Raw genomic sequence first — 12747 nt, forward strand, 5'->3', positions numbered from 1 at the left:
TGGCCGCGCAGTTTCGGACTTTCCGGGAAAAAGTGGAAACTTCCGTCCTCGTAACGAGTTGCCGTCGCATGAACGTCTCCATCTCGGAGTTGGAACATGGTCGACGACGACCCGCTACGAACGGCGGTGGATATTGCTTGGTCCGTTTACCGCGCCCGGCATCGCCACGTCGATGCCGCGGATAGTCGTCGCTGTCTGCTTGAGCGTCATCTGCAAGGGAGATGGAAAGCGCGCGGGAGCGATGCCGAAGAACTCACGCAATTCGGGATTGCCTACCTCGATCGGCTTCCTGACGACGAATGTTGAGGCTCATGGAAGGGGTCGTCTGCCGGGTCGCGGCCGCAAGTGCCAGGCCGAATTGGACGCTGCTCGCGATTTCGAACCTTCTGTCCGCCGCGATCATTCTGATCGTGCGTGCGGCGGTTTAACGGGTAGCCTCTCATGCGCATCGCTCAGCTTGCTCCCCTCGCCGAAAGCGTCCCTCCGAAGCTTTACGGCGGCACTGAGCGGGTAGTGGCCTGGCTGGTGGATGGACTGGTCGAGCTCGGCCACGAGGTCACGCTGTTTGCGAGCGGCGATTCCAGGACGAATGGTGCGCTTCATCCGGTTTGGCCACGCGCGCTGCGTCTCGGGCGGACGGGGGCGGACCCGACGGCCGCGAGCGCGATGCTGATGGAGGCGATTGCAAGGCGTGCGAAGGAGTTCGACGTGATCCACGCGCATGTCGACTGGCTGTCGTTGCCGTTGCTCAGTCGTCTCGGCGTGCCGTTCCTTACGACCATGCACGGGCGCCTCGACTTGCCTGGGCTACCGGACGTAGCCAGGCAATTTCCTGAAGCATGCTTCGTGTCGATTTCCGATCATCAGCGCCTGCCGCTTCCGGATGCGAAATGGATCGGAACAATCCAGCACGGGCTGCCGTCCGACCTGTTTCGGCCGTCCTACGAACAGGGGTCCTATTTGGCGTTTCTCGGACGTCTCACCGCAGACAAGGGTCCGGAGGACGCCATTCGCATCGCACGCGCGGTCCAGATGCCCCTCCGCATCGCCGCGAAGGTCCCTCGCGCCGAGACAGCCTACTTCAGGAAGCACATCGAGCCCAACATCGACGGCAAGAACATCCAGCTTGTTGGTGAAGTCGATGACGCGAAGAAACAGCCCTTCCTTGCCGAAGCCGCTGCGCTGTTGTTCCCGATCGACTGGCCGGAGCCGTTTGGGCTGGTCATGATCGAAGCCATGGCATGCGGAACCCCGGTAATCGCCTATCGCTCCGGCTCCGTCCCTGAAGTCGTCGAGCACGGATTGACAGGCTTCATCGTCGAGAACGAGGAGCAGGCCGTCAGGGCAGTCGGCGAATTGGGCAAGCTGGATCGAAGGAAGGTGCGCTCCCGGTTCGAGGAGCGCTTTTCCGCGAGCCGAATGGCGAGGCAGTACGAAGATCAGTACCGCAAATTGTCTGCCGCCGTGGCTCGGGAATTCATCACTGAACCGTCGGAAACGTGAAAGGACCCGGCAATGTCGCTCGGAAAAGCGGGGCAGATTTGCATCTTTCTGATCTTCGCTCTGACGGCGCCGCCAGCGTTCGCCGCGGCGATGGACGCCGCCGCCATCAATTCCGCCCAGCCAACCAACAAGACTCTCTCGAACGAGAAGCCGACCCCTGCCGGCGTCCGGCTGCAGGTCCTCCTGGACAGGGCGCGTTTCTCGCCCGGCGAGATCGACGGCAAGTTCGGAGAGAACGCCAGGAAGGCGCTGCGCGCCTATGCGGAAGCGCAGCAATTGCCGAGTTCGGAGGCTCTCTCGGAAGACATCTGGAAGGCGTTGCTGGCGGACGACCGGCCGGCAACGGCGACCTACACGATTGCCCAGCAGGACGTGGCGGGCCCTTTCCTGAGCAGGCTTCCGTCGAGCATGGAGGAGATGAAAGGAATTCCGAAGCTTGGATTCACGAGTCCGCGCGAAGGATTGGCCGAGAAATTTCACATGAGCGAGGAGCTCTTGGCAGCGCTCAACCCCGGGCGCCGCTTCGATCGTGCCGGCGACACCATCGTCATCGTGGATACCGCGAGTGGAGGCGCTGCGCCTGCCAAAGCCGACAGGGTCGAGATCGACAAGAGCCGACAGACGTTGAAGCTGTTCGACAAGTCGAATGCGCTGATCGGCTTTTATCCTGCGACGGTAGGAAGCGAAGAGAAGCCATCGCCCTCGGGCACCCTGAAGGTCACGGAAATCAGCCGCAATCCGCACTATCGCTACAACCCCGATTACCACTTCAGGGACGTCCGTTCGCGCAAGCCCTTCACCATCCAGCCCGGTCCGAACAATCCGGTCGGCACGATGTGGATCAACCTGTCCGCCGAGGGCTACGGCATTCACGGCACGCCTTCGCCGAAGAAGATCTCCAAAGCGGAATCCCACGGCTGCGTGCGTCTCACCAACTGGGACGCTGAACGGGTGGCAGCCAGTGTCTCGAAAGGTACCCCGGTCGCGTTCGTGGCGAGCGCGGGTTGACGCCAGCGTCCCGTTCCAGCATCGCCGTCTGCTGACCTGGCGCTACTTCGCGAGAGGCGTCGTCAGTTCCTTGTCGGCTGTATCCACCACGAACACGGCAAGCAGCTTCGCGGGCTCGGTGTCGCTGGCATTGGCGCTGACGGCATGACGGTCGCCAGGTCGTTCGGAAAAATTCTCTCCCTCATGAAAGACCTTGGCGGGGCCGTCATTCACTTGGCTGCGGATCGCTCCTTCCAGGACGGTGGCGTAGATGAAAGCCGAGGGCGCGTGGATGTGGGCCGGAGAGGAGCCTCCTGGGCCGTACTCGACCAGCACGCCCTTCATGCTCTTGCCGGGGACGTTGGGCAGCGCCTGGTCGAACACGACCGTCACCTTGGCTGTGGGTGCCGCCGTCTCGGCGGCATGGACCGTCAGGAATGATGCGGCATAAACAGCGGTTGCGATCAGCAATCTGCGCATGGAAGTCTCCTCAAAGTCTCGCGAGCCATGTAGCGAGCGGCGTTTTGCCAAGCCGCGCCTCGCCGAGAGGCCTCAGCGATGTGTCGTCGATGGGAGCGCCGTAGTACGGCGCCTTTGGGTCTCCCACCACCGGTCGGGCGTCGCCGGATGCCTTGAGGCGCCGTTCGATGAATTCATTGAAGGGCGCCTTCTCAGGCCCTGCGATATCGATCGTGCCATTGAGCGGCTGGCCCATCGCGACCTCTGCGAGGCGATCAGCCACGTCCTCGGCTGCGATCGGCTGAAACAATGCCGTGGGAACGACGATCCGGTCGTCGGCCGCGCCCATATCGCCGATGCCGCTGAGGAATTCGAAGAACTGGGTGGCGCGGACGATCGAGTAAGGGACCGGAGATGCCTTGACGATGGTCTCCTGTGCCAGCTTGGCGCGAAAATAGGAGTTATCGGGCGAGCGCTCGGTTCCGACGATCGAGAGGACCACATGATGCTTCACGGCTGCAGCCGCCTCAGTCGCAGCGAGGTTCTTGCTCGAACGCTCGAAGAATTCGAGCACGGCGGCAGGCTCCCAGGACGGCGCGTTGGCAACGTCGACGACGACATCCGCACCCGCCAGCACAGCGGCGAGGCCTTCCCCGGTCACGGCGTTCACGCCTGATTTCGGCGAAGCCGCGACGGCGTCGTGGCCTTGCTGCTTGAGTCTCGCTACGAGCTTGGATCCGATCAATCCCGTCCCGCCGATCACGACGATCTTCATGGCATGTCTCCTCGGCACGTTGCGAGCGCGAGCGTTTCAGGAGCGACGGCGCGCGCGTCGCGAAAGCGATGAGGCGACTCTTACCGGGGAAATGGGGCGGGCTCTTGCCTGTAACCGGCCTGCCTTGTCGAAAAATGCTGAAGACGTCTATCCGATCGCCGATAGATAAAGTTGGGTATCGAAATAGTCCGAAGCGCGGCGCGCAGTGCTGTCGCCGGCGTCCGCCGGCGGCACTCGCTAGATTGCAGCACGTCCTTCTTGTTGGCGTTCGGTTACTGACGGCATCCGCGCCACACACCGGAATCCGACATGACTGGTCGAGGTATCGACCGGCTCGGCGTGCCGCGCGGCCGGACGATATCGGCGGCAATAGTTCGGCGCGCAGAGGTGCGAGCCGCCCTTGAGGACCTTGCGCGGAATCTGGATGCCGGGGAGGCGAGGGTCGTAACTCGTGTGCTCACCGCCGCCGCGGGGATTCTTGGGAATGCAGCAGGGTTTTGCAGCCTCGGCGGCGTGCTTTGACGACCACCAGTCGGAGGTCCACTCCCAGACATTGCCGATCATGTCGTAGAGACCGTAGCCGTTCGGCGGGAAGGCCATGACCGGCGAGGTACGTTCGTACCCATCCTCGCCGAGATTCTGGACGGGGAAGTTGCCCTGCCAGACATTGGCCATGTGCTTGCCGCCCGGCATCAGCGCATCGCCCCAGGCGTATTCCTCCGCCTCGAGGCCGCCACGGGCCGCGAACTCCCATTCCGCCTCCGTCGGCAAGTCCTTGCCGGCCCAGCGGGCATACGCTGCCGCATCGCTGAAGGAGACGTGAACGACGGGATGGTCGTCGAGGTCCTTGATGTTGCTGCCGGGGCCATAGGGATGGCGCCAGTTGGCGCCGCGCAGGAAAGTCCACCACTGGCTCCAGTCGGTCAGATCGGTGATGCGCGGCAGCGGTGAGAAGACCAGCGATCCCGCGTAGAGCATCTCTGCCAGCGCGCCTGGATAGTCCTTCGGATCGGGGACGATCTGCGCCTCGGTGACATGGCCGGTTGCGTTGACGAACTGCTTGAACTGCCGGTTGGTCACGGGCGTGCGGTCAATCCAGAAGCCGTCGACAGCGACGCGATGGCTCGGCGTTTCCTCGGGATAATGATGGTCGGATCCCATGCGAAAGGTTCCGCCGGGAATGAAGACCATCTCGCCGGTCTTCAAATCATCCGGCAACCACTCGCAGTGATCCATATCCGCTCGCAACATGGTGGAAGCTCCGATACGCGCATTCCACTCGATGCTACTGCGCCAACTCTGGCAGACTTCGACGATAGCTCTTTGCCCGGCCCACTGGACGCATTGTCTAGTCCCCCTCTTTTTTTGGTGCTCGGGGGAGAGGAAGACGCTGCATTGCGTCAACATCTCTTTCCTTCGCACGCACGTTTTCGAGTACGCGGCAAATCATGCCGCGTGCGCTCTGCCATCCGCAGAGCGCTTCCCCTTGATATCGCTAAGGTTGCAAACGGTACCCGAAGATTGGACGGCTGTGATGTGCAGTTTGTGCCAGTCTGCGGGCATTTGGTGAGACCTAGGGCGCGGACTGATAACGCGCGGCCAGCCATAGCCGGATAGATGCAAGTTAGACGACGGCAAGGTAGTTTCCTGCAAGCCTGTCGTAGCGCCTCGCCACCCGACGGCACTGCTTGATCCTGTTGAAGAACAGTTCGACGAGGTTGCGAGCGCGATAGAGGTACGGACTAAAGCAGATCAAGCCGACTCATTTTTTCGCCGTCGCTGATCAAAAACGCTCATTCAACACGGCACTTTGGTGAGCTACGTTTCGCACAACGTAGAGGGATGGCGGATGAGCGACGTTAAAGACAAAGTTGTTCTTATTCTTGGTTGCGCTGGAGGCATCGGATCAGTAACGGCAAAGGATCTCGCATCAAAAGGGGCGAAGATCGCGGTCGCCGACATCAACGAAGCGAAGGCCGAGGATGTTGCAAGGGCGATACGTAACACGGGTGGCGAAAGCCGCGTCTATCCCGTCGACGTGACACAGAAAGAGCAGGTAAGGGCAACAGTCGCGAAGGTCGCTCAGGATTTTGGTTCGCTGGATACACTGATCAACTGCGCCGGGATCATGTTTGTCCGCCCGCTGATCGAGATCAACACCGTGGAATGGGAGACCACTGTCGACTTAAATATTAAGGGGGGCGCTGTGGGCAATCGCGGCTGTTCTGCCGGTTTTCATGCGCCAGCAGCGCGGGCATATCATCAGTCTCAGTTCCATCCACGGCCTCAAAGTGTTTTCGCCAGGCGGCGCGGTGCATTCGGCTTCTAAATTTGCGCTCCGGGCGCTATCCGAGGGTCTTCGAGCCGAACTTGCAACCACGCCAATACGGTCGACTTTAATCACGCCAGGTGCCGTCGACACCGGCATCCAACATAAGACCACAGGCTCCGACAGTGCGCGCATGCTTGATATCGACAAAAATGCGATTCCGCCCGAAGCGGTAGCTCGTGCAATCGCGTTTGCAATGGAGCAACCCGCCAATGTCGATATAAATGAGATTGTGGTTCGCCCGACGGCTCAAGCAATTTGACCGTGGATCGAACTTACTGAAACAATTTTGACTCGTCGTCGAAAGTAAAAGAAATATGGTCCGCGACGGTTTTGATAGGCAGGCTTTCTCGACTTTGACGCCTCATGATCAGCCACAGCTCGCGGATCAGCGGTTCACGCTCAAGATTGCATGTGAAGAGGCCGTCTTTCGATTTGCCAACGAAATGCGGTAGAAGTGCAATGCCTGCGCCCGCACGAGCGGCGACCGCCTGGGCGGACTGACTGTCGGTCCGAAAAGATAATCGACAACGTGGAAAGTGCTTAGACAGCCAGCGTGCTTCCGGCAAAATGCGCGTTCACTTCATCGAACCCGACAAAGACCGGCTCGGCTCCGGCTTGAACCCGGCGCCGCCATTCGGCATTAGCGTAAAAGCCGAACCCGATTGGCAGCAGCCGCTTGGCAACAACGTCACCATCCTGCGGGCGTCCGAAACGGAGGGCAATATCCGCTTCATGTCGTTCTAAACTCACCGAGCGAAAGTCGGTCGCCAAGTCGACATCGAGCCCTGGATGTTGCCTGCACAGTTTGGCGAGCCGAGAAACGAGAAAGTGTTGCGAGAGACTTGGCGGCGCGTTTACTCGAACAAGCCCAATAGGCTTGTCCTCGCCTCCGCCACGGCTGAGGTTTGCCGCCGCTGTTTCCATTTCAGTGGCTGGACCGAGAAGACGGGTGCCCGCAGGCGTAAGCAAATAACCGTCGAGACGCCGCTCGACCAGCCGCTGACCAAGAGATTGCTCTAACGACTTCACGCGGCGGGCGACCGTCGCGTGATTTACGGAGAGGGCACGCGCGGCAGCCGACAAACTCCCGTGGCGAGCGAGCGCGAGAAATTCTCCCAATCAAGCGCTGTGCGATTTTTAACAGCCATTGGGAGAAGATAGTGGATTTTTATCCGATGGCCAGTGGATTATCTAAGGTTGGACAACATTGAAGAGAGCTCTATGTCCGGTTCAATCACCCTCACCTTGATCGGTGGTCCAACAGTGCTCATTGAGCACAATGGCTTTCGCCTACTGACTGATCCTACCTTTGATCCACCTGGGCAATATCAGGGGCCGCACAGCCCCGTGAAACACGTCAAGACCGAAGGGCCGAGTATCTCGGTGGAGAATGTCGGAAGGCTGGATGCAGTCCTGTTGAGCCACGACCACCATTTTGACAATCTCGATAATTTGGGCCGGGCTTTGTTACCGAAGGTCGGCGCGGTCTATACGACCATGTCGGGAGCTCAACGTTTAGGTGGAAATGCCGTCGGCATTGACCCATTTGAGGCTCGTTTTCTCGAAGGAAAGGATGGTCAGCGGTTAATCGTGACTGCCACGCCGGCTCGCCATGGCCCTGTTGGCGTCGAGGCTGGTGACGTGGTCGGCTTTGCCCTTGGAGCAGAGCAGGCCGGCGACCTGATCTATATCACGGGCGATACGCTTTGGTTCGACGGCACGTCTGAGGTGGCGCGGAAGTTTTCGCCCAGGATTGTCATCCTACACACAGGCGCGGCCGAACCCCGCGGGCGGTTTCACATGACGATGGGTAGCGAGGACGCGCTGGAGGCTGCGCACGCCTTCCCGGATGCAGCTTTAGTCGCTGTGCATAATGAGGGATGGGGGCATCTGAGAGAGAGCCAAGATCAACTTGCCGAAGTCTTTGCCTCGTTTAACTTGTCAAAACGTCTGACAAGGTTTGAGAAGGGCGAAGCGTTGACGATCTCTTGGTAGCGGATGGTTGGCGCGATGGCACGTGTCGGCGATCAGTCCTTCTTGGAAGTCCGACAACGTCCGCTTTCGCGCCGCTGTTGGAGGACAAGCGGACATTGCGCGCCTACTCTTAGCAGCAGATTTTGTGGGTACGCACCCTGGCGCCCCATGTCGCAAATCCCTCAATGCAGAGGCAATTCAGTGGCATATCTCGCGACAAATTCGGCGATGATTTGCCTCAAAACGCGAAGTCGGCTTGTCGCGCCCACCTCGCGTTGTGGTGGTATTTCGCTGCTGTCTGCCGCAGAATTGTCGCGCTTCAGTAACACGGTACAGCCATGGGGCAATTCCTTCTGGTTGATTCGCGCAAGCTGGACGGTTTTGAAGGTCTACAGCAGGCCGTCCACGGCTCGCATGTCGATGTGATGCAACTCGGCCGCGGTCGGTTGCGCGGAACTTTATCCCATGTCGGCATCGGCGACTTCTCGCTCAGCATTGGTGCTTTCAACGTCGGCATGCGCACGCAGCGGGTTTCCAGCGACGACAGACTGATCATCGGGATGCTGCTCGCAGCCGAAGAACGCGTCGCCCACTGGTCGTTCGACATGCAGCTTAATGATGTGCTCGTCATTCCGCCGCGGCTCGAACATGACGGTGTTTTTCACGGCGGCTCCGCCTACGCCGCCATGCGCTTCGACCTCAACGAAGTCGCAACGCTGTTCGGTGGTGAGGCACGGCTGAGCGACCCCGTCACCTGGCGCAGCCGCGGTCATTTCCGCGCGCACATCGAGACCGGCGCGATCGCCTCGCGCCGCCTGGTCCGGGTCATGTCGCACCTGCGCGACAACAAATATGGGCTGACGCCATCAACTGCCGATTTCTGGAAACGATCGATCGCCGAATGCATGGCTGCCAACGTCGCGTCGTCGCTGCCACCCGACGGCAATGGCTGGCTCCCTTCCGCGCGACGGCTGATCCGCAAGGTCGAGGAGTTTCTCGACGACGCCGGCACGCGTCCGGTGCATGTGTCGGAAATTTGCGCGGCGCTCGGCGTATCGCGGCGCACCCTCCACCGCGCCTTTCAGGAGGTATTCGGTCTCGGCCCGGTCAGCTTCCTCAGGCACAAGCGTCTCTGCGCTGTTCATTCGATCCTGCACCAGAGCGCACCCGGCTCGACCACCGTGACAGCCGTCGCCATGCAACAGGGCTTTTACGAGCTCGGCCGGTTCTCGCAATATTACCTTGCAATGTTCGGGGAGCGTCCGTCGCAAACGCTTGGAATTGCGACGCAGCAGGCCGTCGAAGACGATATCACCAGAGCCTAGCGCTCTGAGTCTGGACCGCGAACGACGCCATGATGGCATGCGTGCCGGTGTTTTGCCGGCGTCAAATCGCGAAAAAACCGTCATGAAAACAACCAGATGGCTACTGTGCATGGGGTTGTTTTCACGGTTTTGAGTTGGATGGGCAGACCGCCTCCAGCTTCACGCCCCGCAGACGATCACGCCATACCAGCCCAGGCCGCGATATGTCTCGTAGCCCGGCGTGGCGTGGAACGCCACCAGCGTGCCCGAGCGGTCCTGATAGAAGCCGGAGCGCTGGCCGTCCAGCGAGAGTGAGATGCGCTCGCTGAGGATGCCCTGGCCGTCCGAGGCGGCGATGATGCGAAGATTGGAGTCGACCAGCAGCACGCGTGCCTTGTCGCTGTCGCCGACGCGCACACCCTGCACGATGGCGCGGGCCTGTGCCTCCCAGTCGAAATGGATGGCGAGCACCCCGATCGGCGCGCCGTTGGCCTGGCCCCCGGCGCGGACGCTGGCGCAATAGGTCGCGACCTGGGCGTTGCCGAGCAGCGGCTGGTTCTCGACGTCGCCGGCGACATAGTCGTCGCCGGAGCGCAGGGTGTTGGCCTCGCGAAACCATTTGGTGTGGGCGACGTTCTGGCCGACGGTGCGAAAGCGGTCGGCGCGGCCGTTGGCGATGACGTTGCCGTCGAGGTCGCAGAGCCAAAGGTCGAGGTAGACGGTGTAGGCCCCCAGGATCACACCGAGACGCTGCGAGGCATGGGACACGGCCGCGCCGTCGGGCGAGGCCGCGCAATCGACCAACGCTGAATCGGTTGCCCACCAGCGCACGTCGCAGGTCCGCTCATAGAGATTGCGGTCGATCAGCTCGATGGCGTTGAGCGACAAATCGACCATGCGCTCGCCGCGCGAGCGCTGGCTCATCCGGTCAATCGAGGAGACGAGATCGCCGGTCCGTTTCGTCAGTTGGCTTTCGAGCTCGCGGGCGATGGTCTCGACCTGCTGGCCGACGCCGCGGACCTCCTGCGCCACCACGGCGAAGCCCGCGCCCTGCGCGCCGGCGCGCGAGCTTTCGATCAGCGCGTTCAGCGCCAGCATCTTCATCTGGTTGGTGATCTGCTGGATCGCCTTGGTCTTGTCGACCGCGATCTGGTTGACCTCCGCCGTGAGGCGGTTGATCAGCGCGGAGATGTCGGAATCATCATCAGCGGGTTCATTTGCGATCGGCTTGGCTTTGAGACCCGGCGCAGCAGACATCGGGGGCTTCCCTTGGCAATGAGGTCTGATCTGCAACGAACCCGGAACAATCACTGACAGATCGAATACAATTCTTTTTCGAAGATTCCGCCTAACGCCTGCTTAATTTGCTGTTTTGCGGAATGCTCAAATGATAGTCAGTCCGCGTAGCAAAGCGGCAATCCACCGCTTTGTGCGGCGCAGACATTGCAAATCCCGGGGGATTGCGGGCCAATCGTCCCGTCGGCCGGACGATGCAACACCTCCGGCTCCCAGGTTCCTCAAACCGACCGCAGCTCATGACGCCGCCCGCCACCGCCTTGCCCGTCGAAGCGCCCCAGGCGTTCCTGGGGGTGGCGTGCTCGCTCACCGACAAGCTCTGGCGCGACCGGCTGGATGCGCGCGGGGCAGCGAAGGCGCTTGCCATCGTGCAGCGCCACCAACTGCCCGAGCTGCTGGCGCGGGTGCTGGCGGGCCGCGGTGTCGACAGCGACGCCGTCGCCGATTTCCTCGATCCCACCATCCGCAAGCTTCTGCCTGACCCGTTCACGGTGACGGAGATGGAAGCCGCCGCAAAGCGGATCGCGGATGCCGCGGCGAACGGCGAGAAGGTCGCGATCTTCGGCGATTACGATGTCGACGGCGCGACCTCGGCGGCGCTGCTGACCTGGCATCTGCGCCATTGCGGGCTCGATCCGCTGATCCACATTCCCGACCGCATCTTCGAGGGCTACGGACCCAACACGGAGGCCGTGCGTGCGCTGGCCGAAAAGGGTGCCACGCTGCTCGTCACCGTCGATTGCGGCACCACCAGCATCGAGCCGCTCGCCGAAGCAAAGCGTCTCGGCATGTCCGTCGTCGTGATCGACCATCATCAGGCCGGCACGGAGCTGCCGGAGGTCGACGCGCTGGTCAATCCGAACCGGCTCGACGATCTCTCCGGCCTCGGCCATCTCGCCGCTGTCGGCCTCGTGCTGGTGACGCTGGTCGCGGTCAATCGTGAATTACGCCAGCGCGGCTTCTGGAAAGCGGAGATGCCCGAGCCGGATCTACTCGGCATGCTGCATCACGTTGCGCTCGGCACGGTTGCCGATGTCGCGCCGCTGATCGGTCTCAACCGCGCTTTCGTCGCCAAGGGCCTGATCGCGATGCGGCGGCGCGACCATGTCGGCCACACCGCGCTGATGGACGTGGCGCGGCTCAACGGCCCGCCGGAGGCCTGGCATCTCGGCTTCATGCTGGGGCCGCGCATCAATGCCGGCGGCCGCATCGGCCGCGCCGATCTCGGCGTGCGGCTGCTTTTGGAGGGTGACAGCGTCGAGGCCGCGCGGATCGCCACCGAACTCGACCGCCTCAACAGTGAGCGCCGCATCATCGAGCAGGCGGCCGAAGCACAGGCCGAAGCCGAGGCGCTCGCCTCGATCGGGCTCGAGGACAAGATCGGCGTGATCGTGACGGCCTCCGAAGGCTGGCATCCCGGCGTGGTCGGTCTCGTTGCGTCACGGCTGAAGGAGAAGTTCTCGCGGCCCGCCTTTGCGATCGCGCTGGAGCCCGGCGGCATCGGCATCGGCTCCGGCCGCTCGATTGCCGGCGTCGATCTCGGCAAGGCGGTGCGGCAGGCGGTCGCCGACGGCATTCTTCTCAAGGGCGGCGGTCACGCCATGGCTGCGGGCGTCACGCTGCGGAAGGAAAAGCTCGCCGAATTTCGCGCCTACCTCGAGCATGCGTTGGCACGCGATGTTGCCGAGGCGCGCCACGTCAACGAGCTCTACATCGACGGCGCGGTCTCCGCGCGCGCGGTGACGACCGAGCTTGCAACGACGCTCAACCGCGCAGGTCCCTTCGGCAGCGGCAATCCGGAAGTCGTGTTGGCGCTGCCGGCGCACCAGCTCGTCTATGCCGACGAGGTGGGACAGGCACATTTGAGGCTACGCTTCAAATCGGGCGACGGCGCCATCGTCAACGGCATCGCGTTCCGTTCGATCGGACAGAAGCTCGGCAACGCGCTCGTTGCCAATCGCGGCCAGCAATTGCATGTCGCGGGATCATTGTCGGTCGATCGCTATCAAGGCGCCGAGCGTGTGCAATTCCGCGTCATCGACGTCGCGCTACCCGACCAGGGACCATCCATGATTAGATAGGCCCGGCAAACAACAAAAAAGCTTACAGCAAAAAAG

14 protein-coding genes and 1 pseudogene are annotated in these 12747 nt (G+C 61.8%); 8 read left to right on the top strand and 7 right to left on the bottom strand.

Annotation, left to right across the window (positions count from 1 at the left end):
• The first annotated feature begins 96 nt into the window (after nucleotides 1-96).
• The 3 genes from GWG67_RS24840 to GWG67_RS24850 all read left to right on the top strand — a co-directional run bounded on the left by GWG67_RS24840 (nucleotide 97) and on the right by GWG67_RS24850 (nucleotide 2511).
• Nucleotides 97-306: a hypothetical protein gene (locus GWG67_RS24840; protein ID WP_275171975.1), complete on the top strand. Its 210-nt coding sequence runs from the start codon at nucleotides 97-99 to the stop codon at nucleotides 304-306.
• Nucleotides 307-441: 135 nt separating this feature from the next.
• Nucleotides 442-1503 (top strand): glycosyltransferase family 4 protein, encoded by a 1062-nt coding sequence (locus GWG67_RS24845; RefSeq protein ID WP_275171976.1) that lies wholly within the window; start codon nucleotides 442-444, stop codon nucleotides 1501-1503.
• Nucleotides 1504-1515: 12 nt separating this feature from the next.
• Entirely contained in the window at nucleotides 1516-2511 is a 996-nt protein-coding gene (locus tag GWG67_RS24850; protein WP_275171977.1) for a L,D-transpeptidase family protein, read from the top strand.
• A gap of 42 nt (nucleotides 2512-2553) precedes the next feature.
• On the opposite strand, the gene GWG67_RS24855 is transcribed toward GWG67_RS24850, so the two are convergent.
• The 4 genes and pseudogenes from GWG67_RS24855 to GWG67_RS24870 form a co-directional block, all read right to left on the bottom strand.
• Nucleotides 2554-2970 carry a cupin domain-containing protein gene (locus tag GWG67_RS24855; protein WP_275171978.1) on the bottom strand — a complete coding sequence of 139 codons (417 nt, stop codon included), beginning with the start codon at nucleotides 2968-2970 and terminating at the stop codon, nucleotides 2554-2556.
• Between the two features lie 10 nt (nucleotides 2971-2980).
• Nucleotides 2981-3724, bottom strand: coding sequence for an SDR family oxidoreductase (locus tag GWG67_RS24860; RefSeq protein ID WP_275171979.1), 744 nt, complete (start codon nucleotides 3722-3724; stop codon nucleotides 2981-2983).
• Nucleotides 3725-3961: 237 nt separating this feature from the next.
• The gene (locus GWG67_RS24865; protein WP_275171980.1) at nucleotides 3962-4975 is read right to left on the bottom strand and encodes a formylglycine-generating enzyme family protein; all 1014 of its coding nucleotides are present in this window, start codon (nucleotides 4973-4975) and stop codon (nucleotides 3962-3964) included.
• Nucleotides 4976-5348: 373 nt separating this feature from the next.
• Nucleotides 5349-5474, bottom strand: a pseudogene (locus GWG67_RS24870) (IS5/IS1182 family transposase); the annotation flags it as partial.
• A gap of 99 nt (nucleotides 5475-5573) precedes the next feature.
• On the opposite strand from GWG67_RS24870, the gene GWG67_RS24875 reads away from it, so the two are divergent.
• Both GWG67_RS24875 and GWG67_RS24880 read left to right on the top strand, forming a co-directional pair.
• Nucleotides 5574-6053: an SDR family NAD(P)-dependent oxidoreductase gene (locus GWG67_RS24875; protein WP_275171981.1), complete on the top strand. Its 480-nt coding sequence runs from the start codon at nucleotides 5574-5576 to the stop codon at nucleotides 6051-6053.
• Entirely contained in the window at nucleotides 5962-6315 is a 354-nt protein-coding gene (locus tag GWG67_RS24880; protein ID WP_275171982.1) for an SDR family oxidoreductase, read from the top strand. Before GWG67_RS24875 ends, GWG67_RS24880 begins: the two co-directional genes overlap by 92 nt.
• 13 nt (nucleotides 6316-6328) lie before the next feature.
• On the opposite strand, the gene GWG67_RS24885 is transcribed toward GWG67_RS24880, so the two are convergent.
• Both GWG67_RS24885 and GWG67_RS24890 read right to left on the bottom strand, forming a co-directional pair.
• Nucleotides 6329-6622 carry a LysR substrate-binding domain-containing protein gene (locus tag GWG67_RS24885; protein ID WP_275171983.1) on the bottom strand — a complete coding sequence of 98 codons (294 nt, stop codon included), beginning with the start codon at nucleotides 6620-6622 and terminating at the stop codon, nucleotides 6329-6331.
• Entirely contained in the window at nucleotides 6597-7175 is a 579-nt protein-coding gene (locus tag GWG67_RS24890) for a LysR family transcriptional regulator (RefSeq protein ID WP_275171984.1), read from the bottom strand. Before GWG67_RS24890 ends, GWG67_RS24885 begins: the two co-directional genes overlap by 26 nt.
• 78 nt (nucleotides 7176-7253) lie before the next feature.
• Here GWG67_RS24890 and GWG67_RS24895 point away from each other — a divergent pair, with 78 nt between their 5' ends.
• Both GWG67_RS24895 and GWG67_RS24900 read left to right on the top strand, forming a co-directional pair.
• Entirely contained in the window at nucleotides 7254-8051 is a 798-nt protein-coding gene (locus GWG67_RS24895) for an MBL fold metallo-hydrolase (RefSeq protein WP_275171985.1), read from the top strand.
• Between the two features lie 317 nt (nucleotides 8052-8368).
• Entirely contained in the window at nucleotides 8369-9355 is a 987-nt protein-coding gene (locus tag GWG67_RS24900) for a helix-turn-helix domain-containing protein (RefSeq protein ID WP_275171986.1), read from the top strand.
• A gap of 159 nt (nucleotides 9356-9514) precedes the next feature.
• Here GWG67_RS24900 and GWG67_RS24905 read toward each other — a convergent pair whose 3' ends face one another.
• Nucleotides 9515-10591: a methyl-accepting chemotaxis protein gene (locus GWG67_RS24905; protein ID WP_275171987.1), complete on the bottom strand. Its 1077-nt coding sequence runs from the start codon at nucleotides 10589-10591 to the stop codon at nucleotides 9515-9517.
• A 278-nt stretch (nucleotides 10592-10869) separates the two neighbouring features.
• On the opposite strand from GWG67_RS24905, the gene recJ reads away from it, so the two are divergent.
• A complete protein-coding gene (gene recJ, locus GWG67_RS24910; RefSeq protein ID WP_275171988.1) occupies nucleotides 10870-12711 on the top strand; it encodes a single-stranded-DNA-specific exonuclease RecJ in 1842 nt (613 codons plus the stop codon).
• The last annotated feature ends 36 nt before the right edge of the window (nucleotides 12712-12747 follow it).

Source organism: Bradyrhizobium sp. CSS354 (assembly GCF_029051725.1).
Lineage (GTDB): Bacteria > Pseudomonadota > Alphaproteobacteria > Rhizobiales > Xanthobacteraceae > Bradyrhizobium.

Bases quoted from the DNA above. Each gene is read 5' to 3' on its own strand.
- GWG67_RS24905 (WP_275171987.1), bottom strand. From the start codon at position 10,591: ATGTCTGCTGCGCCGGGTCTCAAAGCCAAGCCGATCGCAAATGAACCC.
- GWG67_RS24875 (WP_275171981.1), top strand. From the start codon at position 5,574: ATGAGCGACGTTAAAGACAAAGTTGTTCTTATTCTTGGTTGCGCTGGA.
- GWG67_RS24900 (WP_275171986.1), top strand. From the start codon at position 8,369: ATGGGGCAATTCCTTCTGGTTGATTCGCGCAAGCTGGACGGTTTTGAA.
- GWG67_RS24860 (WP_275171979.1), bottom strand. From the start codon at position 3,724: ATGAAGATCGTCGTGATCGGCGGGACGGGATTGATCGGATCCAAGCTC.
- GWG67_RS24850 (WP_275171977.1), top strand. From the start codon at position 1,516: ATGTCGCTCGGAAAAGCGGGGCAGATTTGCATCTTTCTGATCTTCGCT.
- GWG67_RS24865 (WP_275171980.1), bottom strand. From the start codon at position 4,975: ATGTTGCGAGCGGATATGGATCACTGCGAGTGGTTGCCGGATGATTTG.
- recJ (WP_275171988.1), top strand. From the start codon at position 10,870: ATGACGCCGCCCGCCACCGCCTTGCCCGTCGAAGCGCCCCAGGCGTTC.
- GWG67_RS24855 (WP_275171978.1), bottom strand. From the start codon at position 2,970: ATGCGCAGATTGCTGATCGCAACCGCTGTTTATGCCGCATCATTCCTG.
- GWG67_RS24840 (WP_275171975.1), top strand. From the start codon at position 97: ATGGTCGACGACGACCCGCTACGAACGGCGGTGGATATTGCTTGGTCC.
- GWG67_RS24880 (WP_275171982.1), top strand. From the start codon at position 5,962: ATGCGCCAGCAGCGCGGGCATATCATCAGTCTCAGTTCCATCCACGGC.
- GWG67_RS24845 (WP_275171976.1), top strand. From the start codon at position 442: ATGCGCATCGCTCAGCTTGCTCCCCTCGCCGAAAGCGTCCCTCCGAAG.